The organism is Streptococcus infantis, from assembly GCF_047465185.1.
Classification (GTDB): Bacteria; Bacillota; Bacilli; order Lactobacillales; family Streptococcaceae; genus Streptococcus; species Streptococcus infantis_O.
Map to the genome: position 1 here is coordinate 206,611 of NZ_JASHAJ010000002.1, position 24,396 is coordinate 231,006.

Here is a 24,396-nt window from a genome sequence, read left to right on the forward strand (position 1 = left end):
TTTTTTCATTTTATTTTCTACTTATTTTATCATAAATAGAGGGAGCTTGCAAATTTTACTCTGTAACTAGAAGTCTTCTTTTCAAATACTTTCCAGTCATCAATTCTATTTAGAGTCTGGCTTTCTCTTGGTTAATTTGACCACTGCTTCTGTCCTAGCCGTGTGCGGAAACATATCAACTGACTGGATATAATGCAGATCATAGACTTCAACCAAACGGACCAAATCACGCGCCAGGGTAGATACATTGCAGGAAATGTAGACCATCTTTTCAGGAGCGTATTTGACGATGGTATCCAAGAGCTTGTCATCTAAACCGGTACGAGGCGGGTCTACAATCAAGGCATCAGCACGATAGCCTTCCTTGTACCAACGAGGGATGATTTCTTCTGCAGTTCCAGCCTCATAGTGAGTATTGGTATAACCCATGCGCTTGGCATTTTCTTTGGCATCCTCAATAGCTTCTGGAATAATATCCATCCCTCTCAGACTTTTAACTTTTTTGGCAAAGGCAAAACCAATGGTACCAACACCACAATAGGCATCAATCAGATGGTCATTCTCATTTACGTCCAAAGCTTTAATGGCTTCACTATAGAGAATTTCTGTCTGTTCAGGATTGAGCTGGTAAAAAGCTCGAGGTGAAAGAGAAAATTCATAATCTAGAACACCTTCGCCTATACTATCTTGACCCCAAATAATCTCGGTCTTGTCTCCATAAATCTCACTGGTTTTAGCAGTATTGGTATTGACTGCGACAGTCACTACTTCAGGATAATCCTTGACTAGGTCTTTCACAAATTGAGTCAGATTTAATTGACGATTGGTCACAATGATAATCTGAACTTGCCCAGTTTTCCGTGCGCGACGAACCATGATGGTCCGAACTCCAAGGATTTTCCGTTCATCTGTAATTGGAATTTGATGATAGGTCAAGAGTTCAGCAATGCGATTGGCAATCGCTTGCGTTTCCTTGTCTTGAACCAGACAGTCTTTTAATTCAACCAGATAATGCGAATTCTGAGCATACAAACCTGCCTTGACTTGGCTTTTAAACTTTCGTGTCTGAAATTGTAGTTTAGCCCGATAATACTTTGGTTTCTGCATGCCAATGGTTGGTCTGATTTCAAAGTTTTCATAGCCAGCAGGGGCAAATTTCTTCAGTGCTTGATGGAGAAGATCTGTCTTGAACTCTAGCTGCTTGTCATAATGTAGGTGCATGATCTGACAGCCACCACACTCATTATAAATAGTACAGTCTGGAACCACTCGAAACTTAGATTTTTTATTGACCTCAAGGAGTTTAGCCTCAACGTAGTTACGCTTAACGGAAGTCACCTGACAATAGATATCTTCACCCTTGAGGGCGCCTGGAACAAAAACAAGGGTTTTCTGGAAAAATCCGATACCTTCCCCGTTAATCCCCATACGCTTAATTTTTAATGGAATTTTTTGTTTGACTTTAAGACTCATAAGTCTATTATACCACGTAGTTTCTCAATGTTTAAGAATATGTTACAATAAAACCATGAATACAAAGATATCTCATTTTTCCCCATTGGATTTTCCTGAGCAATTACGAACTTATATAGAGGGAGCAACTCTTTCTGACAGCTCTTCTCATTCAGGCGCAAGGGTTCTCTATCTTGATTCAGGTTACTATTTGAAAATTAATCAAAAGGGAAGATTAGAGCGAGAAGCTAGAATTGCAAGCTTGTTTGAACAAGAGGGAATAGGAACTCCAGTCATCCACTATCTATCTACAGATAAAGACTACCTCCTGACGAAAGAGGCTATTGGTCATGATACTCTCGCTTTTATAGACCAGCCAGATAAAATTTGCCGAACCATGGCCGAAGCTCTTAAAAAACTTCACAGCTTTTATCCGCAAAATTTTCCATCAGAAAACCATTTGCAGACCTATAAAGACAGAGCCTTTAAAAACTATGAAAAAGGTGAGTTCTATGCCAAGGCCCTCCTACCCCAATTCCAGATTAACGGTCGCGAAGAGGCCTTCCAACTCATCCAAGAACAAGGGCACCTTTTAAAGACAGATGCCTTTATTCACGGGGATGCCTGTCTACCGAACTTTATTCTAAAGGATGCTGACCACTTCTCTTGCTTTATTGACCTTGGCCTAGCTGATTTCAGTGACCGACATATCGATCTCTTTTGGGCAGTTTGGTCCCTCAACTATAACCTACATGACCCTAAATACGCTGAACTATTTCTTGACTATTATGGGAGAGAACAGGTCGATGTGCATAAACTTCGACTCGTTGCTGCCTTTGAAGCGTTTGGATAAAAGGAAAACCATGAAAATCACAAAACTAGAAAAGAAAAAACGTCTCTATCTGCTAGAACTTGATAGTGACCAAACCTGCTATATTACAGAGGATACCATCGTTCGCTTTATGTTGACCAAGGATAAGGAAATTAGTCCTCAAGAGTTTGCAGAAATTCAGACCTTTGCACAATTTTCCTACGGAAAAAACTTGGCGCTCTACCACTTATCCTTCAAGGCCCGTACTGAAAAGGAAGTCAGAGACTATTTAGTTAAACATGAGATTGATGAGAAAATCATACCACAAGTCATCCAAGCCCTCAAGGATGATAACTGGATCAATGACCGTCAGTATGCCTATGCGATCATCAATTCCAATCAGCTATCTGGTGACAAGGGAAGCTACATGCTCATACAAAAGATTTCTCAAAAAGGAGTTGCTAAGGCTGTTATCCAAGACGTCTTACAAGAATTTGATCTGACGGAAGTCGCAGAGCGTACAGCCGAAAAACTACTGAAAAAATATCAGGGTAAATTGCCTGCTCGCGCTCTACAAGATAAGATAATCCAAAATCTTACCAACAAAGGTTTTTCCTACTCGGAAGCTAAAACAGCCTTTGACCAACTGGATAGCCAGGTCGATGAAGAAACTGTCCAAGAGCTAATTTTTAAAGAGTTGGATAAGCAATACCAAAAATACTCACGAAAGTATGAAGGATACGAACTCAAGCAGCGCTTGACCCAAGCTTTAGCTAGAAAAGGTTATGATTTTTCGGATATAGCCAGCGCTCTCAGAGAATATCTTTAATTTTTTCATGAAAAACTAAGAACTTTAAACAAAAATGTGATACAATAGTAAACGATAAACTTATAAATTGTAGAAAGTTGGTTAGTTATGAAACTTCCAAAAGAAGGCGACTTTATTACAATTCAAAGTTATAAGCATGATGGGAGTCTTCACCGTACTTGGCGAGACACCATGGTACTAAAAACAACAGAGAACGCTATTATCGGCGTCAACGACCACACACTTGTTACCGAAAGTGACGGTCGTCGTTGGGTGACTCGAGAACCGGCTATTGTTTACTTTCACAAAAAATATTGGTTTAATATCATTGCCATGATTCGTGATAATGGGATTTCCTACTATTGCAACATGGCTAGCCCATACTATCTAGACGAAGAAGCTTTAAAATACATCGACTATGATTTAGATGTTAAAGTTTTTACAGATGGCGAAAAACGCCTCTTGGATGTTGAAGAGTATGAGCGCCACAAGCGCAAGATGAATTATCCTGATGATTTAGACTATATTTTGAAAGAACATGTTAAGATTCTTGTTGATTGGATCAACAATGAACGAGGCCCCTTCTCAGAAGCCTATGTCAACATTTGGTACAAACGCTACGTAGAACTAAAGAATCGGTAAAGTTGTCAGAGGTCAGGAACAAAATCCTGACCTCGTTTTTTGGGTAGTGTAAAATAAGTTGTGTAAACACAAAAAGGAATAAATCCATTATGATAGAATTAGAAAGATATACAAAATAAATAGATATACTAATACTTTTTTAATGTCTTTGTTCCTTGTAAGTTTACAACAATCTTCTATCGTCTAATACAAAAAATAAGAAGATGATTAGTATAAAAAATACAGGTCACCTTCCTATCAAAAAATTTAGTTATTGTATTTCCGCATAGCATCAATCCTATAGTACAATCTTTGGAAAAAATGACTTAACAGAGAAAATGCTATTTAATCTACCAGCTCATTTAATCGTTTTTGAAAATATAAAGCAATATTTTTAGACTCAATAAACTCAAAATATTTAATGACATTTTGCATTTGCTTAATTCCAGATTCTTTAGATTCTGTCAGGTATATTTTATATCCTTCTACAAATTTGAATGTAGATTTTTCAAAAACTTTTGTGTCATCTTTTAATAATTTTTTTAATTTCATCTCAAAGTAGTCTGCATATATTAGATGTGAATTCTCAAGGCAGCAGAACCAAAAATTTAAACAAGCTGACACGACTAAATTTCTATTCTTGCCAATTTTTTCGTAATAATGTGTACGCTCTAGTATTTCTTTTCCGACCCTGTAAATATAATCTATCTCAAAAAGATGATATAAATTACCAATCAGCGCTATCTCATAGGACTCCCATCGTTCCTTCTGGAATAAATAGTCATATACTAAATTTAGATCATCTCTACTAACTACATAATTACAATCTATCTGATTTAATAGTCCCTGAACCATAATTGTATTTATTCTATAAGTTTTTTCTCCACTCTTCTCAAAAAGTTTTTGTTGCTCATTTTTTATTTCCTCCAATCCTTTAGTATTCAAACTATAAAAATTTGGAGATAAATTAACCAAAAAATCATCAAGCTCCGATCTTTTATAATGTTCTAGATAATTACAAAAATTCTCGATCGAAACATTGATATTTGATAATAATTCAAAAAACGTTGAAAGAGAAATTTCATTTTCTCCCCTTTCAAATCTAGAAAGTTGAGATTTAGATATAGAATCAGCTGCAGCATACTCTAAAGAATATCCGTTTAATTTTCTAAAATATCTAAAAGCTTCTCCGTAATTTTTCACAATTTCGTTCCCTTAACTTTCTTTTCGAGCGATAAACATACCATATTCTTTAGGAATAATCAACATACCATTATTAAACTCACTTTCTAATCTATTACGAATTATTTCCTCTTCTAGTGAACCTATTTCGGAAATTCCTTTCAAGGATTGAATATATTGAACTAGATCGTCTATACTTGTCACCTGTAGCTCATCATCATAAATTAATTTTTCCACAGTGTCAAAATACCTATTTAAAAAAGTCTTCCCGTTTTGTAAAGTAAAAGTTTTATTTTCCAAATTTTGATTAACCACATCTTTAAATAAGCTTGCCAAATAATCTACAACTCCATTTTCACCAAATGTAGCACAATAAAAAATTCCTCCTTTTTTTAATACTCTATTCACTTCAGAGATAGCTTTATCAATGTCATTTACATGATGTAGAAGCATATTAGCAATAACAATATCAAAAGTTTCATTTTTAAAAGAAATATTTTGGATATCCATTCTTTCATAGTTGACATTATCTCTATTCCCAATCACTAACTTCGTAGTTTCTACCATGTCATTAGAAAAATCCGTTATAATCAATTGCTTCATCTTGTCTATTGAATCAAGATTACTTTTCCACAGTTCTCCTGTACCACATCCTAATTCTAGAACCTTTACTTCATCAGTGATTTGGTAGTTAGAAAATATCCAATTATTAAATCCCAGTTTATTTTTTGAATACTTCTTATGCAATTCTACTCGAATATCAAGATTATCATGATTTTTATATTGTTCAATTACTTTATCAATCATTCTAAATGACCTCCACTCTATAATTTGACATTATATCACAAGAATAAAGGTAGTGTAAAATAAGTTGTATAAATGCAAAAAGGAATAATTTTACCACAGTATTGAACTATTTTTTGGTCTTCTAGACTCCAAAAAACACTTTTAATCTAAACTTCATTTTTATCCACAAATCTTAAGTATCAACTGATTTATTGAAGTCTCGCAAGACACGGACTAAAAATTTAAATATTGATCCATCTATTTCTATCCCAGTACATTTTAGCAAAAAACCTGCCTAATGTGGCAGATTTTCGTCTAAATATCTAACTTCGTAACAGTGAACTTGATATGCGAATAGTCTTTCTCGATATCCTTATCTACCATAAAGGCTGTTGCATCCTTCTTGACCTGCACCAAGTCGATATTCTGGGCTTGAGCGGCATAGACACAGCCACAGTAGCATTGACGATAGATATCGTACTCTTCACACATCTCTACAGAACGTTTGTAACCTTGGTTTTTCTTAAAGTCACTCGGAAGATAATGAGTGGTGTAGATTTTTTGCACATCAATCCCGATACTATTGATCGTTTGTGAATTTTTGTGAGGACTGATGGTTAGGGCTGAACCAAAGTAGTCAAAGCCCAAGTCCATAGCCACTTGAGCTGTCTTGTCCAAACGATAGTCAAAACAAACCTTGCAACGATCGCCACCTTCAGGTTCTTCTTCCAAACCTCGAACCAGTTTACGGTATTCATTGGGTTCATAAGGTGCTTCTAGATATTGGACATTGTTGCCAGTTCTCTCATTAAAATCACTGACAAACTTTTGGGTCACATAAGCACGCTTATGATATTCTGCCTTGGGATGGATATTGGAATTAGCAAAATAAATGGTCACATCGGCATACTTAGTCAAGTACTCTAAAGTGTAGGTACTGCAGGGAGCACAACAGACGTGCATGAGAATAGTTGGTCTTTCTTCATTTTTTTCCCAAACTTGGACCATCTTTTGCATGACACGGTCATAGTTGATCTTTTGATTGGGATTCATCTTACTTAGAATTTCTTCTACATCAATCATGCTCTTCTCCTTTTCTTCTTGTTATTTTATCACAAGAAGGCTCTTTGGGCAAATAGGGTTTCGTGCTTTATTCAGTTTTTAAGTCCTGATTTAATAGCTTGCCCATCCTTTTTAGACTGATTATTAATATAGGATAAATTAAAAGTAAGATAAGGCCTAGAACTAAAAAGACAGCTACAAGACCCCAACGATCAATCAACCAACCTGTCAATGGAAATATGACAATCATGGAAAGACTAAAGAGCATGGAATTGATACTAAGCATAGTTGCTCTTACACTGGAAGGTAAATAACCTTGTAAGTCATTGAAATAGATCGGCTGATAAACTGCATAAAGTGTATTGGTTAAAAGATATACAAGAAGAAAAGCAAAGGGTGTTCCAGAAAACACCAATAGTAGGGACAAGCCCGTTAGTGCAACAAGAGTCGGAAAAACTAGATTGCTATTCCATTTTTTACCAATTTGACTAGCTACATAAACTGCTATAAGATTTAAGCCACTACCAATCAGCATGACCAGCGATACCTGCCATCCTACTAAGTCACTTATTTTCTGCTGATAGTAAAAGTAAAACATGCACATGAGTGTCCCGACTAGCTGATAAGTCATCATCCAGTAAAAGAGTACTGGTTTTTCCTGCCATTCTTTTCGAACTTGTAGGACAATCGTTTTAAAGGTTAAGACTTCATTTCTTCCTCTCTTAGCCATTGGTTCTTTCATAAAATAAATCAAGATTATAGAAAGAAAAGATAATCCCATAGCAATTAGATAGGTCCAAGCCAATGCTCCGTGAATAAAGAAGCCTGCGACAACTGTACCTAGAGTTCGGGTGACTTCTGCCACACCAGACAAAAAGCTAGAAATCTGAAGATATCGGTCCTTTTGACCCGCTTCTACCGCAGAATCATATAAGAAAGCGGTGCTGGTTCCCGAGTCAAAATTATAGGACCAAGCACTGACCATCATGGCAAGAGCATAGATCCAAAAATTCCCCTGACCAAACAAAATCAAGATAGAGGATACAATACTGGCCAAGCGAGCCAAATAGAGATTGGTCTTGTAGCTAAATCGATCGGCCAACATACCAGATGGGATTTCACATAAGAGACTTGTCCCATGAAAGATACTCTCTAATAGACCGATTTGAAGCAAGGAAAGACCATTCTGAATGAAAAATAAAATCCAAAAACTAGTAATTCCAAAATAAGATGTAAATTCCAGACCTGCTAGGAGTGGAATATTGCGTTTGTAAGTTCTTTTAAACATTGTTTTCTCTCTTTCAATATGTAATATGATTATTTCTAAAAGACTTACTTAGATTTGCCTACATTTTCTCCACCTCTTTCATTTAAAGTAATACTCAATGAAAATCAAAGAGAAAACTAGGAAGCTAGCCGCAGGCTGTACTTGAGTACGGCAAGGTGAAGCTGACGTAGTTTGAATTTGATTTTCGAAGAGTATAAAAACGCCAGACGGCGTTTTTATGGCTATTAAGGTTTGATACGGTGCAACATACGTGGGAATGGAATAGCTTCACGGATGTGTTTAGTTCCAGCTGCGAAGGTTACCATACGCTCGATACCAATACCAAATCCACCGTGTGGTACTGTACCATATTTACGAAGGTCAAGGTAGAATTCGTACTCTGTACGATCCATTCCAAGTGATTCCATCTTAGCGACAAGGGCATCGTAGTCTTCCTCACGCATGGAACCACCGATGATTTCACCGTAACCTTCTGGTGCAAGCAAGTCTGCACAAAGCACGCGATCTGGGTTCCCAGGAACTGGTTTCATGTAGAAAGCTTTGATGTCTGCTGGGTAGTTAATCACGAAGGTTGGTACACCAAAGTGGTTTGAAATCCAAGTTTCGTGTGGTGAACCAAAGTCATCTCCATGCTCAAGATGTTCATAGTCTGCATCTTCGTCGTTTTCATGCTCTTGCAAGAGGTCAATGGCTTCATCGTAAGTAATGCGTTTAAATGGCTCAGCAATGTAGCGTTTCAAGAGCTCTGTATCACGTTCCAATGTTTCCAAAGCTTGAGGCGCACGATCAAGAACACCCTGAAGAAGAGCTTTTACATACGCTTCTTGCAAGTCAAGTGACTCATCGTGTGTCAAGTATGAGTACTCCGCATCCATCATCCAGAACTCAGTCAAGTGACGGCGAGTCTTAGATTTCTCTGCACGGAATACTGGACCAAAGTCAAAGACGCGACCTAGAGCCATAGCACCTGCTTCAAGATAAAGCTGACCAGATTGACTCAAGTAAGCTGATGTTCCAAAGTAGTCTGTTTCAAAAAGTTCTGTAGAATCTTCTGCAGCATTTCCTGAAAGGATTGGGCTATCAAATTTCATGAAACCATTCTTATCAAAGAACTCATAAGTTGCATAGATAATAGCGTTACGGATTTGCATCACTGCTACTTGTTTGCGTGAACGCAACCACAAGTGGCGGTTATCCATCAAGAAGTCTGTTCCGTGTTCTTTTGGAGTAATTGGGTAATCTTGAGATTCACCGATGACTTCGATGTCTGTAATATCCAACTCATAACCAAATTTTGAGCGTTCGTCTTCTTTGACAATCCCTGTCACGAAAACAGAAGTTTCTTGGCTTAGGCGTTTGATCGTATCAAATTTTTCAAGACCTACTTCTTCTCCAAATTTTTCGATAAAGTTTGGTTTGAAAGCCACACCTTGGAAAAAGGCAGTTCCGTCACGCAATTGCAAGAAGGCAATTTTTCCTTTTCCTGACTTGTTAGCAACCCAAGCACCAATAGTGACTTCTTGACCAACGTAGTCTTTTACTTCGATAATTGTTACACGTTTTGTCATGTTTTATCTTCCTTTTTTTGTTTAACTTGTCTAAAGATATTATTACCCACTATTGTACCACAAATAATGCCTGATAGCTAGCTAGTTTGATAGAAATTCATAAGTTTTAACAACAAAAACCTCCGCCAATGAGGCAGAGGTTTTACTTCCTAATTTTCCATAAATTGGTGCAAGCGACGAATAGCTTCTTTGAGTGTATCTAGGTCTGTCGCATAGCTGAGACGGACATTCTCTGGTGCTCCAAATCCTGCTCCCGTAATCAAGGCCAGACCCACTTCCTCAAGAATAGCCGTTGTAAATGCTGTTACATCTGTATAGCCTTTCATCTCCATAGCTTTTTTAACATTTGGGAAGAGGTAGAAGGCTCCTTGCGGTTTGACTACTTCAAAGCCAGGGACTTGGCACAAGAGAGGATAAATGGTATTGAGACGTTCCTCGAAAGCCTGACGCATGGTTTCTACGGAGTCTTGTGGACCAGTTAAGGCCTCGATTGTTGCGTATTGTGAAACAGCGGTTAGGTTTGAAGTTGTTTGACCAGTCAATTTGCTCATAGCAGCAATAATTTCTGGATCACCTACTGCATAACCAACACGCCATCCTGTCATAGCGTAGGCCTTAGACACTCCATTGATGACAATAGTTTGTTTGCGAATATCTTCTGACAGACTAGAGATTGGAACGAACTCATTCCCGTTATAGACCAAACGTCCATAAATATCATCGGCCAGGATAAGAATATCATGCTTAACTGCCCAATTTCCAATGGCTAACAATTCCTCACGAGAATAGATCATCCCAGTCGGATTAGATGGTGAGTTTAGTACCAAGACTTTAGTCTTATCTGTGCGAGCAGCTTCTAATTGCTCCACAGTCACTTTAAAGTGATTGTCTTCCTTGGCTTGGACAAAGACTGGAAGGCCTTCGGCCATCTTAACCTGATCCCCATAGCTGACCCAGTATGGTGTTGGAATGATAACCTCATCACCTGGATTAATCACAGCCATAAAGAAAGTATAAAGGGAGAACTTGGCACCAGTCGCAAAAGTGACCTCATTAGCTGCCACAGAATATCCATAATATCGTTCAAAATAGGTATTGACTGCTGCTTTTAACTCAGGCAAACCTGAAGCCACCGTATAGAAAGACGCGCGACCATCTCGAATGGCTGCAACCGCAGCATCCTGAATATTTTTAGGAGTATGAAAATCGGGCTGACCTAAAGTCAAGAAAAGAACGTCTTTTCCTTCAGCTTTTAACTTCTTTGCTCTTGCATCACTAGCCAGAGTAACGCTTTCTTCCATCTCTAAGACACGTTTGGATAATTTCATTGTTTCTCCTTTTCGACTAAGGCGCTAGATTCAAAATCTACCAGATAATAGTCTCCTCCGGACTTGATTTCCCAGACAGGCTTGTTAGCGTACCGTCCGAAAGTAATCTTGTCAATCTCAGTTGCTCCTTTTTCTCTGACAACTGTTTCTGCTTTTTCTTGAGAAGTACCATTTTCTAGTTGATATACGTAAATATTGTTGCTACTTTTCTCTATTAAGACAGCAACTGGTTTCTGGTTCTTATCTTGGCCAAGAACACTATAATAGCTTTCTAAACCATTGAAGATATCAATCTGGTTAACCGTTTCTAGATTTGCATACTGCTTAGCTAGCTTCTCTCCTTCAATCTTAGCAGTCCGATATGGCTTCATGCCGAGCCATACCAAGTAGAGAAAGGAAGAAGTGATGACTAGAGTTAACAAAGTTATACCAATAATGTACTGAAATAATAGGGAATTTTTTTCTTTTTTCTGTCTCTTTTTCACTCGTCTATTTTACCATCTATCCTAGGGAATTACAAGTGAAGTTAGGGGAGGAATCTGGATTTTCAATACGTTTTTAGGATATCATTACACAACTTCAAGCCGTGTTTTTATAGACTTTTCTACGGTCTTCATTTTTAATTAAAAACTTAGATTCTATTGATTTTATTTTCTGAGCATATCCCTTGCAAATGATTTTATCGTGTTGTAACATATATTATAACAACAGAGTGATTCTGATTAAAAGATTGAAATTTAAAGGAGACTCCCTATGTCTAAAAAAGTATTATTTATCGTTGGTTCACTTCGTGAAGGTTCATTCAATCACCAAATGGCATTAGAAGCTGAAAAGGCACTTGCTGGCAAAGCCGAGGTAAGTTACCTTGACTACTCAGCCATTCCTCTCTTTAGCCAAGACCTTGAAGTTCCTACACTTCCAGCTGTTACAGCGGCTCGCGAAGCTGTTCAAGCTGCTGATGCTATCTGGATCTTCTCTCCAGTCTACAATTTCTCAATTCCAGGGACTGTGAAAAACTTACTTGACTGGCTTTCACGCGCCATTGACTTATCTGACACTCGTGGAGCTTCTGCTCTTCAAGATAAGATTGTTACAGTATCATCTGTAGCTAATGCTGGACATGATCAACTCTTTGCGATTTACAAAGACCTCTTGCCATTTATCCGTACACAGGTTGTTGGTGATTTTACCGCAGCCCGTGTTAATGATTCTGCCTGGGCAGATGGTCAATTAGTCCTTGAAGATAGCGTCGCCGCTTCTCTTAAACAACAAGCTGAAGATTTACTTCAAGCTATTCAATAATAAAAAAGATAGTAGAACATCTCATTTCTACTATCTTTTAGTTTATTCAACAAATTCTCCAATCATACTATGTTTTAATGGTAAACTACACATTACTAAAAGGAAGATGAAGGAGGATTGAATCCAAAAGAGTGCCAAATCAAAAATTCCATGCACAGCAACTACTGTTAAGAATGAAAGATAAAGACCAACAATTGGACGCTTGCTCGGCTCCTGACTCATATCAATCAACATTCGAATTGGACCAGAAGAAGCTATTCCTAACAATACCGTTCCTACCACACCGTAACTCAATATCGTATCAATGTATATACTATGAGCATGTTCGTGATAAGGAGCAAAAATACGAGGATAAGAGTGCATATAGGTTAGGGGACCCTCACCCCAGAAGGGATTTTGTTTGAATAAGGTCATACCTGCATTCCAGATCGACACTCGTTCTTCCATAGACGAATCGAGCGTTCCCATTCGAACTCCCAAATCACTCGAGAAGAGAAAGGCTAAACCAACACCAAAGACTCCGATACTGAGCCAGAAGGCACGCCAGTTCTTAATGGTAGTGAAAAGATAAATAATCGCACCAAAGATAATAGCTGGAAAAGCTGTTCTATTTTGGGTGAAATTCAAGCCAAACAAATTCGCAAAGATTGCAATGAGAGAGAAAATTCTCAACCATCTCAATCTAGTCGTACTAATTAGGTAAAATCCAATCATAATACAGAAGCAACAGATAATCCCATAATAATTAGGATTAAAGAAGGCTACCTCTGCACGGTTCTGATGCCAGACTTGCATCTTAGGTGATAAGAAAGTATAATCAAATTTCTTTACAATCTGAAAGTGCTCTAAGGCTGCAAAAACTGATGCTAGCACACTAAGCGACATAACCGATTGCAATACTAATCTGAAAAACTTAGGGGTTAAATGGGCTTGGTAATAATAAAAGAAAATTGCAAAGAGGAACATTCCTAAAGTGGAAACCATCCCCATCACATTTTGAGCTAAAAGAGAGATAACACCACTATAGCCGATAAATAAAAGTAAGATAGAATGGTGGGATAATCGTTTTAATATCCCCTTCATCTCTCCTGTAAATATTAGACCTATTAAGTAGGCGATAAAAATAATAACGAAAATATAAAAAGGCAAGAAAATACTTAGAATAACAGCTAGTAAGACTAGCTCTTGCTTGGATAAGCCTTTCAATTTTTCAATGATACCTATTGATTTCACAACAGTTCCTTTCTCTCTGCGCTATAAAGCTCAGATAAATAAACTATTAAAACATTTTACCATTTTTCAAATGATTTGAAAACCACTTTGTCCATGGCAACCTGACTAAAACTAGGTAAAATTTTATAGCGAGCTAAGATATCTCTCAAAGCGCGCATCCTTTTTTAAAAATATGGTACAATAAATCTAGTTGTTCCAGAAAGGACCTAGTATGAAATCCTACCAAGAAGTTTACAAAATCTTAGCTCATGAAACAGATTATTTAAGCGGAGAGAAAATCGCTGAAATATTAAACCTCTCTCGCACCTCTGTTTGGAAGGCTATCCAACGCCTCCAACAGGAAGGTTTAGAAATTGGCAGCATCAAAAACCGTGGCTACAAACTTCTTCATGGTGACCTAATCTTACCTCAAGAAATAGAAGCTAACAGCCCAATCTCAGTTCAATTTAAACCCATCACCAAATCAACCCAAAGTGATGCCAAGGAGGCCATGGAAGCTGGCGCAAAAGGAGATACACTCTATCTCTCAACTAGCCAAACGATGGGACGTGGTCGATTTCAACGCCCCTACTATTCTCCAGAACAAGGTGGGATATACATGTCTCTCCACCTCAAGCCCAATCTCTCTTATCTAGATCTACCAACCTATACACTCCTGACTGCAGCTGCAATTTATAAGGCTGTTAAAAACCTTTGTTTGATTGATTTAGATATCAAATGGGTAAATGATTTATACCTAAATCAGAAAAAAATAGCCGGTATTCTAACCGAAGCCATCACTTCAGTTGAAACAGGCCTTGTCACAGATGTTATTATTGGTGTTAGTATCAACTTTTCTATCGCTGATTTTCCAAAAAACCTACAAGGGAAAGCTGGAAGTCTCTTCTCTCAAAATAGCCCAATCACTCGCAACGAGCTGATTGCAGAAATCTGGAAATGTTTCTACGAAACTGAGGCCGAAGAGCTGCTTTACCTTTATAAAAAACAATCAATTGTTTTAGGCAAAGAAATTTCCTTTAAGAAAGATCAAGAAATCATCTCAGGAAAAGCTTGTGATATCTCTGACCAGGGTCAACTACAGATTCAATTAGCTAGTGGTGAAAAAATTTGGCTCAATAGCGGTGAAGTTTCGCTTACCAAATGGTAAACACTCGTCAATAACATAAAAATCGACCTCTCTATCGAGAAGGTCGATTTTCTTATCGTTTATTTTTTCAAACGCTCAACATCACGCGCAATAACAAGTTCTTCATCAGTTGGAATGACAAGGACACGAATTTTTGCAGCATCTGTAGAGATGTCTCCAGTTACACCAAAAACATTTTTCTCTGGATCTACATCACAGCCAAACCAAGAAATACCTGAGATGACTTTCTCACGGACAAGCGTTGCATTTTCACCAACACCAGCAGTAAAGATAATAGCGTCTGCCCCGTTTAGGACTGCCAAGTATTGTCCAATGTGTTTTTGGATACGGTCAACATACATTTCAAATGCCAAAGCAGCATCATGATCCCCTGCTTCCATTGCAGCAATCACATCACGCATATCACTAGACTTCCCTGAAACACCCAGCAATCCTGACTCACGATTAAGAATACGACTGATGTCCTCAGGCTTGTTAAAGTCCTCTGTATATTGCATTAAATAAGGAATGATGGCTGGGTCAATATCCCCTGTACGAGTTCCCATCATAACACCACCAAGTGGAGTGAATCCCATAGAGGTATCGATTGATTGACCTCCCTTAACAGCTGTGATAGAAGCACCATTACCGATATGGCAAGTGATCAATTTCAACTCTTCTAGTGGACGTCCCAAAAGTTTTGCTGCTTCTTGAGCAACGTACTGGTGACTTGTACCGTGTGCTCCATATTTACGAACCTTGTTTTCTGTATAGTACTTAGTTGGTAATGGATAACGATATGCCTTTTCTGGCATTGTTGTGTGGAATGATGTATCAAAGACTGCTACACTTGTGATATCTGGTAACAATTCTTTGAAGGCACGAATACCAGCTGCATTAGCAGGGTTGTGCAATGGAGCAAGAAGTCCTAGTTCTTCAATTTTTTCTAAGACATCACCTTCAACAACTGTAGACTCTTTGAAGTATTCTCCACCTGCAACAACACGGTGTCCGACACCAGTAATTTCATCATAAGTTTTAATAATATTAAAACGAATCAAGTCATCAAGTAAAATCTTAACAGCCAAGGTATGGTTTTCAATATCAAGAACTTGTTCTTCAGAACGACCATCAAACTTAACTGTTGAAACAGAATCCTTCAATCCGATTCGCTCAATTAAACCTTTTGCAAGCACCTTTTCTTCTGGCATTTGATATAGTTGCCATTTCAAGCTAGAGCTTCCAGCGTTAATTGCAATGGTTTTTGTCATAAATTTATTCCCCTTTTTAAGCGTTTTCAACTATTATACCAAAATTTGCACTAGATTTCATGCCCTTGACACCAATTTTGAAAATTTTCCTTAAATTCCATCAAAATTTCAGGGTCACGAAGACTGGTAAGTGGATAAACAAATGGTTCAACTCCTTCTCCTGTCTTCTTTTGTAGGACAAAAATGCTCTTAGACTGAGCTCCTTGAGCGAAGAGATCCTCTGGTAAGGCCACAATAGCCACTAGTTGGGCCTGTTCATTCAGCCATGATTTCAAAAGGTCACTCTGAGGACTTGTCAGGAGATCTGTTGGAGCTAGAAAAATCGCATAGCCTCCTGTCCGGAGATACTTGAGTGATTGTTCCATTAACAAATGATGAGCATAAGTATGTTCATTCTTAGCCGCTACTTGATAACGTGAGGCTGTCTGATTATCTGGATAGTAACCGACAGGCAGGTCGCTCACAATGATGTCACTTTCTTTTAATACTTGTGGACGCACTGCGTCTCCTTGGACAAAGCCCATTTGAAGATCCATTACTTCTGCCATGCTTGCCGCCAAGTCAATCAAGAGGTCATCAAGTTCTATTCCCAGGTAATCTATCTTTTTGTTCATAGACGTTAAGAAACTAGCTCCAAGAATTCCCATCCCAGATCCCAATTCCAATAAGCTCACATTTTCAGCAGGGAAAAGTTGTTCTATGATAAAAATCATCAAGTGTCCAACCGCATCTGGTGTGAACTGGTGATTGGCTTGAAGAGGTTCTGTTTGAGCTGCCTTCATTAACAAAAATTGATAGGTCCGTAACCACTCCTCTTTTCGAAGTGCCAAACGTTTTAAGGCCTGGTTATTTTTTTTGACTTGCTCCAGAGCAGTTTGACCATCGAGATAGATCCCATTTTGTTCTATCAAGGCATCATAAAAACTTGTCGCCAAATCGTTTTGAATGATTTGGACATTTTCTAGTAAATAGGTATATGCTTGTTCAATTTTTTCAAAATCCATAATCTTATCTTACCAAATTCAGAGCCGATTTTCCAGATTTTCATAATACTGAAAACAAATAAAAACCTCTGAGATGACTCTCAAAGGTTTATTCCACTATTTACTATTTTCAACAGCTGCTGTTACAAAAGCAGTGTAAAGTTCTTCTGGACGATTTGGACGACTTGAAAGCTCTGGATGGTACTGACAAGCCACAAAGAATTTATTTTCTGGGATTTCAACAATTTCGACCAAGCGATTGTCTGGTGAAACACCTGAGAAGACAAATCCTGCACCTTCAAACTGTTCACGGAAGGCATTGTTAAACTCATAACGGTGGCGGTGGCGACGTTGGACTACTTCTTTGTTATGATAAGCTGCTGCTGCCTTAGAACCACGTTTCAACTTAGAAGGATAAAGTCCCAAACGAAGGGTTCCCCCCATATCCTCAACATCAATCTGATCACGCATGATATCGATGATTGGATATTTTGTATCCGGATCAAGCTCTGCTGAATTAGCCCCTTCAAGTCCCAAAACATGACGGGCAAACTCGATACAAGTCAATTGCATTCCCAAGCAGACACCCAACATTGGTATATCATTTTCTCGCGCATAGCGAATCGCTTGAATCTTACCTTCTGTCCCACGTTGACCAAAACCACCTGGAACGATGATTCCGTCAGCGTCAGATAGAAGTTCTACCACATTGTCAGCTGTAACATCGTTAGCATTGACCCAATCAATCTTGACTTCTGCATCATTGGCATAACCAGAATGTTTCAAGGCCTCTACGACAGAAATGTAGGCATCTTGCAACTCGACATACTTACCAACAAGAGCAATTTTGACTTGTTTTTTTAGATTCATAACCTTATCAACCATAGCTGACCACTCTGTCATATCTGCTGCAGGTGCGTCAATCTTCAAATGGTCACAGACGATTTGGTCCATGCCTTGAGCTTGCAGATTAAGTGGGATTTGGTAAAGGTGATCGACATCCAATGACTCGATAACAGCTTCTGGCGCTACATCACAGAACTGGGCTAGTTTGTTTTTAATCCCTTGTCCTGCTGGTTTTTCTGTACGAATGACTAACATATTTGGCTGGATTCCCAAACCACGCAATTCTTTGACAGAGTGTTGAGTCGGCTTGGTCTTCATTTCTCCAGCTGCCTTGAGGTAAGGAAGCAAGGTCGTATGGATATACATGACATTTTCTGCTCCGACATCAGACTTCATCTGACGGAGCGCTTCTAGGAAGGGAAGGGACTCAATATCGCCGACTGTTCCACCAACCTCTGTAATAATAACATCAGAGTCAGTCGTAAGAGCAGCACGCTTGATTTTTTCTTTCAAGGCATCTGTAATATGAGGAATGACTTGGACAGTTGCACCGAGGTACTCTCCACGACGTTCTTTACGCAGAACTTCGCTGTAGATTTTACCAGTTGTCACATTTGAGTATTTATTGAGATTGATATCAATAAAACGTTCATAGTGACCCAAGTCCAAATCTGTCTCAGCCCCATCATCTGTTACAAAGACTTCCCCGTGCTGGTAAGGACTCATGGTTCCTGGATCAATATTGATATAAGGGTCAAATTTTTGAATGGTCACCTTCAAACCACGGTTTTTTAAAAGACGTCCAAGGCTCGCTGCAACGATACCTTTCCCAATAGACGACACCACTCCACCAGTTACAAAAATATATTTCGTAGACATAGATTCCTCTTTCTAAAATGCTCAAGTCCTGCTCACTAATAGGGGAGATAGGAAACAAGACCTTCATCAATAACCACAATCCAGGATAAAAATTCCCGGAAAAACAAAAATAGCTCCCTAATAACTAGGGAGCTCCGACCTCTAAAAGAGGTGCCCGAACAATATCTTACCTCAATTCGACTCATTTGTCAAATCAAATTGACTATCAGATTTTAGTATCTTACCTTCAAGTATGAACAATCATTAAAAAAACAAGGAAATTTCCCTTGCTTTTTTGTATTATTCTTCTTCGTCCTCAGAATCTTCGTCATCTTCTTCATTAAGATCGACATCTTCTCCAAGATCATCTGGTGCAATTTCGTTGATTTCAGCGTCGTATGCTTCTACTTCGTTCTTCTCATCATCTGGATTTTCATCATCATAAGAAAGAGCTGGATCTTCTTCGTAGGCATCTTCATCTTCTGGATCATCTGCGCCATAATCAATGGCATCAGCATCTCCGTCCATAAAGGCATTAACGCGTTTTTTCTTAGCTTTAGGTGCTACTTCTTCATCGTCACTTTCCTCAAGAGCAATGATTTCTTCATCAATTTCATCTACTCCATACCATGAACGAAGACCCCATTTGTTATCTCCAAGTGAGATAAAACTACCGTCAAAGTTCAATTCTGTATAGAACAAAGGTAGTGCTTCACGAATATCGCTATTAGAGGTACCAAGATAGTTTTGGATTTCATTAACCAAATCGCTAAAATGCATTTCGTGATCGCGACCACGGAGTTCCAAGATGGCACGAGCCACCTCAATCATAGATAGTTCACTTTTTTCTTGCCCAGCAAATACTTCTAATTCCAAAGCGTTTCTCCTCATTTTTTACTACTAACGCCAGAGCATATAAACTCTGGTCTCATTTTATCATGTACTCTTTATTGTACGATAATTTTCGTTATTAGTCAAAGGTTTAGAAGAAATTAATGTGAAATATTTCAGCTAATTGAAAGACCTGGGAGATACACTCTCAGGTCCACTACTTTATTTATAGCTCAAAGCTCGTTTAAAGGTTTTCCAGATGCCTAAGTCATCTGTTTGAAGAACTAAGCTAGCATACATACGGCCGATAAAGACTGTTGCAGTTACTGCAAAAATGACTGTTATAGCAAGCGAAATCCATGCTTCTAAACTACTTGCATAACCATTAATAGCTCTAAAAGGCATAAAGAAAGTTGAGATAAATGGGATATATGAGCCAATCCTCAAAACCAAATTATCTCCAGATGTTCCTAAGGCAGTTACTCCAATAAATCCTACCATAATTAAAAGCATCAAAGGCGACAAGGCTTTACCAGAGTCTTCAGGCCGAGAAACCATCGAACCTAGAAAGGCAGCCAAAACCACATACATAAAGAGACTGACTAAGACAAACAATAAGGTATTGACTGAAAAGGATTCTCCTAAGTGGTTTAAAATACCTGAATTTGCTAATAAGGGCATATCTTTAAAGAATAAGATTGCTCCAAGTCCGCCTACAATATAGATACCAATATGAGTCAAAATGACAAGAAGTAAGGCAATCATCCGTGCGTAGAAATAATGGCTAGCACGAATACTTGAAAATACCACTTCCATTATTTTGGTCCCTTTTTCACTGGCTACTTCTTGAGCGGTGACACTAGCATAAGTAATCAAAATCATATAGAGGAAGAAGCCTAGTCCTGCAGCCGCAAAGGTTTGGACCATCTTTTTATTTTCCTTGGCTTCATCAATCTGCTCTGAGAATTGAATCGTTTGCGCCAAGTGTTGTTCCTGTTCCTGAGACAAATTTGCTTCTAAACGGTTGAGTTGGGATTGAAGTTCATTCAACTTAGCAGTCACAGCTAATTTAATACCACTCTCTAGTGAAGTCTCTCCATGATAGACCGCCTTTAACACACTATCTTCTTGATTAATAGTCAGATAACCTTTTATTTTCTCATCCTTGATGGCTTCTTGGGCACTTGCTTCATCCTTATAGTCAAAGTTAAGACCATTGGTCGATTTAAGTTCTTCTGTAACAAGAGGAACAGAACTAACTACTGCTACCTTACTATTTTGAGCCAAGGAAGAACCTTGGAGATACCCAATTCCTCCAGACAAGCCGATAAAGAGAAATGGCGAGATTACCATAAAGAAGAAACTCCAGGATTTGACATGACGTAGATAGGTTTCTTTGATTACAACCAACATATTTCTCATACTTCCACCCCTGATTCTAGTTTAAAGATTTCATCAATTGTCGGAGCTTGCTGATCAAAGGTCGCGATATAATGTCCTTGAGTCAAGATAGCAAAGAGCTCCTGTCCAGCATTTTCATCATCTAGGATGAGCTTCCAAATTCCCTGCTTGGTCAAGCTAGCATGAATGACATGTGGGAGTTTTTCCAAGTCTTCCTGACTCTTTTCACTTGCAACAAAGAGTCGCGTTTTGCCGTATTGATTACGAACATCTTGGACTGGTCCATGCAAGACGACACGCCCATCACGAATCATAAGGATATCATCACATAGCTCTTCGACATTGGTCATGACGTGGTCAGAGAAGATAATGGTTGCACCACGTTCTTTTTCTTTGAGGATAACCTGCTTGAGCAACTCGGTATTAACTGGATCTAAACCACTAAAGGGTTCATCGAGGATAATCAAATCTGGTTCATGCATTAAAGTAATGATCAGCTGAATCTTTTGTTGATTCCCTTTTGAGAGACTCTTGATTTTATCTGTCAATTTTCCTTTAACTTCCAGTTTTTCCATCCATTGAGGGAGTTTTTCTTTGACTTCTTTTGCATCCATGCCTTTTAAGGTTGCAAGATAGCGTACTTGTTCGAGAACTGTCAATTTAGGCATGAGACTACGTTCTTCGGGTAGATAGCCAATCCGAGCATAGGTTTCCTGACGAATTTCCTGACCATCAAACTGAATCTCGCCCTGATATTCTAAAAATTTCAAAATACTATGAAAAATGGTTGTTTTCCCAGCTCCATTTTTCCCAACTAGACCTAAAATTCTTCCAGGCTGAGCTTGAAAGTCAACTCCAAACAAGACTTGTTTGGGACCAAAATTTTTTTCAAGATTGCGGACTTCTAACATAATCCACCTCCTACTAATCTTATCCTCATTATACTCCTTTTTTGGGGCATTACAAGGATTTATGTACATTTTTATTAGTAGAATTTGCTTGGGTTTTTTCATACCAAAAATAATAAAATTTACATTTATTTATCTTTCCAATATTCGGCATTTGCAAAGATAAAAAATCCACCCCTAGGGATGGATTTTAGACTTTTAACGCACTTCTGCATGCACTTTTTCTTCGAGTGATGCTTGGATTTTTTCCATATAGCGTGCGACTTCTTCGTCGGTCAAGCTATCTTCTGGATTTTGGAAGGTCAAGCTGTAGGCCATTGACTTCATACCAAGTCCTAGTTTTTCACCTGAGAATACGTCAAAGAGTTTGATGTCTGTCAAACGTTTCACGCCCGCAGATTTGATAGCATCAACTACATCTTGGTGAGTCACTTCTGCTTTGAGAAGAAGAGCAATATCACGGCTAACTGCTGGGAATTTAGTGATTTCCACAAATGGAGCGGCTGGTTTAAGAGCTGTCTCAATAGCTGAAAGGTTGAGCTCTGCTACATACGTTTCTGGAATATCGTAAGCCTTAGCTGTAACAGGATGTACTTGACCGAGGAAACCAAGGACTTGGTCACCGAGTGAGATCAAGGCTGTACGTCCTGGATGAAGACTAGCAATTTCAGAGGTTGCTGTATAAGTCACTTCAAGACCCAAGCGAGCAAAGAGGGCTTCCAAAATTCCCTTAGCATAGAAGAAGTCAACAGGAACTGCTGCTGTTTGGAAGTCTTTTTCAGCAACTAAGCCAGTCAAGGCAAAGGCAAAGCTATTGATTTCGTTTGGCAATTCTTCTTTTGGATTACCAGTTTGCTCGAAGACTTTTCCAATCTCATAAAGAGCCAAGTTTTTGTTCTTACGCGCTACGTTGTAGGCAACTGTATCAAGGATACCAGAAACCATATTTTGACGGAGGACCGAACGATCCACGGTCATTGGCCACATGAGCTCTGTTAAATGACTTGGCTGAATCGTAAACTCAACCGCTTTTTCAGGAGTTGTAAGAGCGTAGGTGATGATTTCAGTCAATCCAGCCCCTTCAGCAATAGTCCGAACTTGACGACGGAGTTTTTGTGTCGCTGTTAACTCACCTGCTGTCCCATCGTCTTTTGGAAGACTAGTTGGCAAGCGGTCATAACCGTAGATACGAGCGATTTCTTCAAAGAGATCCGCTTCGATAGTGATATCCCAACGGCGACGTGGAACTCTTACTGTGAAGCTGTCAGCATTTCCAGAAAGGCCAAATCCAAGACGACGGAAGACATCTTCTACATCGGCGTAGGAAAGCTCTGTACCGAGGACACGGTTGACGTCAACAAGAGTTGAAGAAACTTCCACATCAGAAGTGTCAAGCTCACCTGCTGAAACGATCCCCTTACGAACAGTTGCTCCTGAAAGCTCTGCAATCATGCTCGCTGCCGCATCAAGGGCTTCATTGACAGTTGCCACGTTGATGCCTTTTTCAAAGCGAGAAGATGATTCAGAACGAAGGTTGAGGCGACCACTAGTCTTACGGATAGATTTGCCATTGAAAACAGCAGCTTCAAGGACGACACGACTAGATTTTTCAGAGATTTCTGTAGCTTGACCACCCATAACACCTGCAAGGGCTACTGGTTTATCAGCGACAGTGATTACGAGGTCATTTATTTCTAACTCACGCTCTTCACCATCCAAGGTTACTAATTTTTCACCAGCACGCGCTTCACGCACACGGATGTCAGTCCCTTCAAAGGTATCCAAGTCAAAGGCATGCATTGGTTGACCAAAGTAAAGCAAGATATAGTTGGTCACGTCGACGACATTATTAATCGGACGGATGCCCTCGTTCATGAGGAGGTTTTGCAACCATTGTGGACTTGGTGCGATGGTCACATTGTCCAAGATACGAGTTGCATAATAAGGCGCCTTGTCTGTGTCAATGCTGACAGAAAGAGCATCAGTTGCAGCTTGATCAGTTTCAGTCAAAGTAAAGTCTTTAAAGTTGACTGCCTTGTCATAGATAGCGGCTACTTCATACGCCACTCCACGCATAGAAAGAGCATCTGCACGGTTTGGAGTGATGGAAAGCTCGATGATTTCATCATCCAAGTCTAGATAGGAGAAGACTTCCTCACCTGGAACAGCAGTTGCTGGCAAGATTTGGATCCCATCTGCAAATTCTTTCGGTACAACGGAGTCAGAAATCCCTAATTCACCAAGTGAGCAGATCATTCCGAGAGATTCCAAACCACGGATTTTCCCTTTTTTGATCTTGTAGTTGTCCGCGATGCGAGCACCTGGAAGAGCCACCATGACCTTGATGCCAGCGCGCACATTTGGTGCTCCACAGACGATTTGACGGGCTTCTTCTTTACCTACATTGACTTGGCAGACATGCAAGTGTGTTTCTGGCACATCTTCACAAGACAAGACCTCACCGACAACAATTTTTGAGAGACCAGTAGCTGGTGATTCCACACCTTCCACCTCGATCCCTGTAGTTGACATTTTCTCAGCCAACTCTTGTGATGGCACATCAATGTCCACCAATTCTTTTAACCATTTGTATGATACTAACATAATTCTGAGTATAAGATCTCAAGGAGCGAGACCTTTTCGATTCCTTTCTTTTTCTTTGAGGCAGTCCTCACCATTTCTCATTGAGAGAAAATGATTAGTACAGTATAGGACTGTGTTTCAGGTTTCA

Annotated in this window: 21 protein-coding genes; 5 read left to right on the forward strand and 16 right to left on the reverse strand. The window is 39.1% G+C overall.

Annotated features, from left to right (window positions below; all coding sequences use genetic code 11):
- Positions 1–105 precede the first annotated feature (105 nt).
- Positions 106–1,473 (reverse strand): 23S rRNA (uracil(1939)-C(5))-methyltransferase RlmD, encoded by a 1,368-nt coding sequence (gene rlmD, locus QM382_RS04485; RefSeq protein ID WP_414272593.1) that lies wholly within the window; start codon positions 1,471–1,473, stop codon positions 106–108.
- Between the two features lie 55 nt (positions 1,474–1,528).
- Here rlmD and QM382_RS04490 point away from each other — a divergent pair, with 55 nt between their 5' ends.
- The 3 genes from QM382_RS04490 to QM382_RS04500 all read left to right on the forward strand — a co-directional run bounded on the left by QM382_RS04490 (position 1,529) and on the right by QM382_RS04500 (position 3,713).
- The gene (locus QM382_RS04490) at positions 1,529–2,305 is read left to right on the forward strand and encodes a phosphotransferase (RefSeq protein ID WP_414272594.1); all 777 of its coding nucleotides are present in this window, start codon (positions 1,529–1,531) and stop codon (positions 2,303–2,305) included.
- Positions 2,306–2,315: 10 nt separating this feature from the next.
- The gene (gene recX / locus QM382_RS04495; RefSeq protein ID WP_414272595.1) at positions 2,316–3,092 is read left to right on the forward strand and encodes a recombination regulator RecX; all 777 of its coding nucleotides are present in this window, start codon (positions 2,316–2,318) and stop codon (positions 3,090–3,092) included.
- 87 nt (positions 3,093–3,179) lie between these two features.
- Entirely contained in the window at positions 3,180–3,713 is a 534-nt protein-coding gene (locus QM382_RS04500; RefSeq protein WP_004252157.1) for a DUF402 domain-containing protein, read from the forward strand.
- A 324-nt stretch (positions 3,714–4,037) separates the two neighbouring features.
- Here the strand turns inward: QM382_RS04500 and QM382_RS04505 are convergent, their stop codons facing one another.
- From QM382_RS04505 to QM382_RS04535, 7 genes are all read right to left on the reverse strand, one after another.
- Positions 4,038–4,895: a helix-turn-helix domain-containing protein gene (locus QM382_RS04505; protein WP_414272596.1), complete on the reverse strand. Its 858-nt coding sequence runs from the start codon at positions 4,893–4,895 to the stop codon at positions 4,038–4,040.
- 12 nt (positions 4,896–4,907) lie between these two features.
- Positions 4,908–5,681 (reverse strand): class I SAM-dependent methyltransferase, encoded by a 774-nt coding sequence (locus QM382_RS04510; RefSeq protein WP_414272597.1) that lies wholly within the window; start codon positions 5,679–5,681, stop codon positions 4,908–4,910.
- Between the two features lie 294 nt (positions 5,682–5,975).
- Entirely contained in the window at positions 5,976–6,743 is a 768-nt protein-coding gene (locus QM382_RS04515; RefSeq protein ID WP_004252154.1) for an epoxyqueuosine reductase QueH, read from the reverse strand.
- A 67-nt stretch (positions 6,744–6,810) separates the two neighbouring features.
- Complete coding sequence (locus QM382_RS04520) at positions 6,811–8,010, reverse strand: MFS transporter (RefSeq protein ID WP_414272598.1); 1,200 nt, start codon at positions 8,008–8,010, stop codon at positions 6,811–6,813.
- Between the two features lie 224 nt (positions 8,011–8,234).
- Entirely contained in the window at positions 8,235–9,578 is a 1,344-nt protein-coding gene (asnS, locus tag QM382_RS04525) for an asparagine--tRNA ligase (protein ID WP_414272599.1), read from the reverse strand.
- Positions 9,579–9,727: 149 nt separating this feature from the next.
- Positions 9,728–10,906: a pyridoxal phosphate-dependent aminotransferase gene (locus tag QM382_RS04530; protein WP_414272600.1), complete on the reverse strand. Its 1,179-nt coding sequence runs from the start codon at positions 10,904–10,906 to the stop codon at positions 9,728–9,730.
- Complete coding sequence (locus QM382_RS04535) at positions 10,903–11,391, reverse strand: DUF5590 domain-containing protein (RefSeq protein ID WP_414272601.1); 489 nt, start codon at positions 11,389–11,391, stop codon at positions 10,903–10,905. Before QM382_RS04535 ends, QM382_RS04530 begins: the two co-directional genes overlap by 4 nt.
- A 268-nt stretch (positions 11,392–11,659) precedes the next feature.
- Between QM382_RS04535 and QM382_RS04540 the strand changes: the two genes are divergently transcribed.
- Positions 11,660–12,208: an NADPH-dependent FMN reductase gene (locus tag QM382_RS04540; RefSeq protein WP_414272602.1), complete on the forward strand. Its 549-nt coding sequence runs from the start codon at positions 11,660–11,662 to the stop codon at positions 12,206–12,208.
- A 42-nt stretch (positions 12,209–12,250) separates the two neighbouring features.
- Here QM382_RS04540 and QM382_RS04545 read toward each other — a convergent pair whose 3' ends face one another.
- Entirely contained in the window at positions 12,251–13,441 is a 1,191-nt protein-coding gene (locus tag QM382_RS04545; protein ID WP_004252136.1) for an O-antigen ligase family protein, read from the reverse strand.
- 211 nt (positions 13,442–13,652) lie between these two features.
- On the opposite strand from QM382_RS04545, the gene birA reads away from it, so the two are divergent.
- Entirely contained in the window at positions 13,653–14,588 is a 936-nt protein-coding gene (gene birA, locus QM382_RS04550; protein ID WP_414272603.1) for a bifunctional biotin--[acetyl-CoA-carboxylase] ligase/biotin operon repressor BirA, read from the forward strand.
- A gap of 59 nt (positions 14,589–14,647) precedes the next feature.
- Here birA and QM382_RS04555 read toward each other — a convergent pair whose 3' ends face one another.
- From QM382_RS04555 to pheT, 7 genes are all read right to left on the reverse strand, one after another.
- A complete protein-coding gene (locus QM382_RS04555) occupies positions 14,648–15,838 on the reverse strand; it encodes an acetate kinase (protein WP_414272604.1) in 1,191 nt (396 codons plus the stop codon).
- Positions 15,839–15,888: 50 nt separating this feature from the next.
- A complete protein-coding gene (locus QM382_RS04560; RefSeq protein WP_414272605.1) occupies positions 15,889–16,842 on the reverse strand; it encodes a class I SAM-dependent methyltransferase in 954 nt (317 codons plus the stop codon).
- Between the two features lie 96 nt (positions 16,843–16,938).
- Positions 16,939–18,546 (reverse strand): CTP synthase, encoded by a 1,608-nt coding sequence (locus tag QM382_RS04565; RefSeq protein WP_414272606.1) that lies wholly within the window; start codon positions 18,544–18,546, stop codon positions 16,939–16,941.
- A gap of 279 nt (positions 18,547–18,825) precedes the next feature.
- Positions 18,826–19,401 carry a DNA-directed RNA polymerase subunit delta gene (gene rpoE, locus QM382_RS04570; RefSeq protein WP_006150244.1) on the reverse strand — a complete coding sequence of 192 codons (576 nt, stop codon included), beginning with the start codon at positions 19,399–19,401 and terminating at the stop codon, positions 18,826–18,828.
- Positions 19,402–19,578: 177 nt separating this feature from the next.
- On the reverse strand, positions 19,579–20,778 hold the full coding sequence (locus QM382_RS04575) for an ABC transporter permease (protein WP_414272607.1): 1,200 nt from the start codon (positions 20,776–20,778) through the stop codon (positions 19,579–19,581).
- Positions 20,775–21,668 (reverse strand): ABC transporter ATP-binding protein, encoded by an 894-nt coding sequence (locus QM382_RS04580; RefSeq protein WP_414272608.1) that lies wholly within the window; start codon positions 21,666–21,668, stop codon positions 20,775–20,777. Before QM382_RS04580 ends, QM382_RS04575 begins: the two co-directional genes overlap by 4 nt.
- 195 nt (positions 21,669–21,863) lie before the next feature.
- On the reverse strand, positions 21,864–24,269 hold the full coding sequence (gene pheT, locus QM382_RS04585; protein WP_414272609.1) for a phenylalanine--tRNA ligase subunit beta: 2,406 nt from the start codon (positions 24,267–24,269) through the stop codon (positions 21,864–21,866).
- Positions 24,270–24,396: the final 127 nt, after the last annotated feature.

Excerpts from the sequence above, each read along its gene's own strand:
- rlmD (WP_414272593.1), bottom strand. The coding sequence starts at position 1,473 with ATGAGTCTTAAAGTCAAACAAAAAATTCCATTAAAAATTAAGCGTATG.
- QM382_RS04490 (WP_414272594.1), top strand. The coding sequence starts at position 1,529 with ATGAATACAAAGATATCTCATTTTTCCCCATTGGATTTTCCTGAGCAA.
- recX (WP_414272595.1), top strand. The coding sequence starts at position 2,316 with ATGAAAATCACAAAACTAGAAAAGAAAAAACGTCTCTATCTGCTAGAA.
- QM382_RS04500 (WP_004252157.1), top strand. The coding sequence starts at position 3,180 with ATGAAACTTCCAAAAGAAGGCGACTTTATTACAATTCAAAGTTATAAG.
- QM382_RS04510 (WP_414272597.1), bottom strand. The coding sequence starts at position 5,681 with ATGATTGATAAAGTAATTGAACAATATAAAAATCATGATAATCTTGAT.
- QM382_RS04515 (WP_004252154.1), bottom strand. The coding sequence starts at position 6,743 with ATGATTGATGTAGAAGAAATTCTAAGTAAGATGAATCCCAATCAAAAG.
- QM382_RS04520 (WP_414272598.1), bottom strand. The coding sequence starts at position 8,010 with ATGTTTAAAAGAACTTACAAACGCAATATTCCACTCCTAGCAGGTCTG.
- asnS (WP_414272599.1), bottom strand. The coding sequence starts at position 9,578 with ATGACAAAACGTGTAACAATTATCGAAGTAAAAGACTACGTTGGTCAA.
- QM382_RS04530 (WP_414272600.1), bottom strand. The coding sequence starts at position 10,906 with ATGAAATTATCCAAACGTGTCTTAGAGATGGAAGAAAGCGTTACTCTG.
- QM382_RS04540 (WP_414272602.1), top strand. The coding sequence starts at position 11,660 with ATGTCTAAAAAAGTATTATTTATCGTTGGTTCACTTCGTGAAGGTTCA.
- birA (WP_414272603.1), top strand. The coding sequence starts at position 13,653 with ATGAAATCCTACCAAGAAGTTTACAAAATCTTAGCTCATGAAACAGAT.
- QM382_RS04555 (WP_414272604.1), bottom strand. The coding sequence starts at position 15,838 with ATGACAAAAACCATTGCAATTAACGCTGGAAGCTCTAGCTTGAAATGG.
- QM382_RS04560 (WP_414272605.1), bottom strand. The coding sequence starts at position 16,842 with ATGGATTTTGAAAAAATTGAACAAGCATATACCTATTTACTAGAAAAT.
- QM382_RS04565 (WP_414272606.1), bottom strand. The coding sequence starts at position 18,546 with ATGTCTACGAAATATATTTTTGTAACTGGTGGAGTGGTGTCGTCTATT.
- QM382_RS04575 (WP_414272607.1), bottom strand. The coding sequence starts at position 20,778 with ATGAGAAATATGTTGGTTGTAATCAAAGAAACCTATCTACGTCATGTC.
- QM382_RS04580 (WP_414272608.1), bottom strand. The coding sequence starts at position 21,668 with ATGTTAGAAGTCCGCAATCTTGAAAAAAATTTTGGTCCCAAACAAGTC.
- pheT (WP_414272609.1), bottom strand. The coding sequence starts at position 24,269 with ATGTTAGTATCATACAAATGGTTAAAAGAATTGGTGGACATTGATGTG.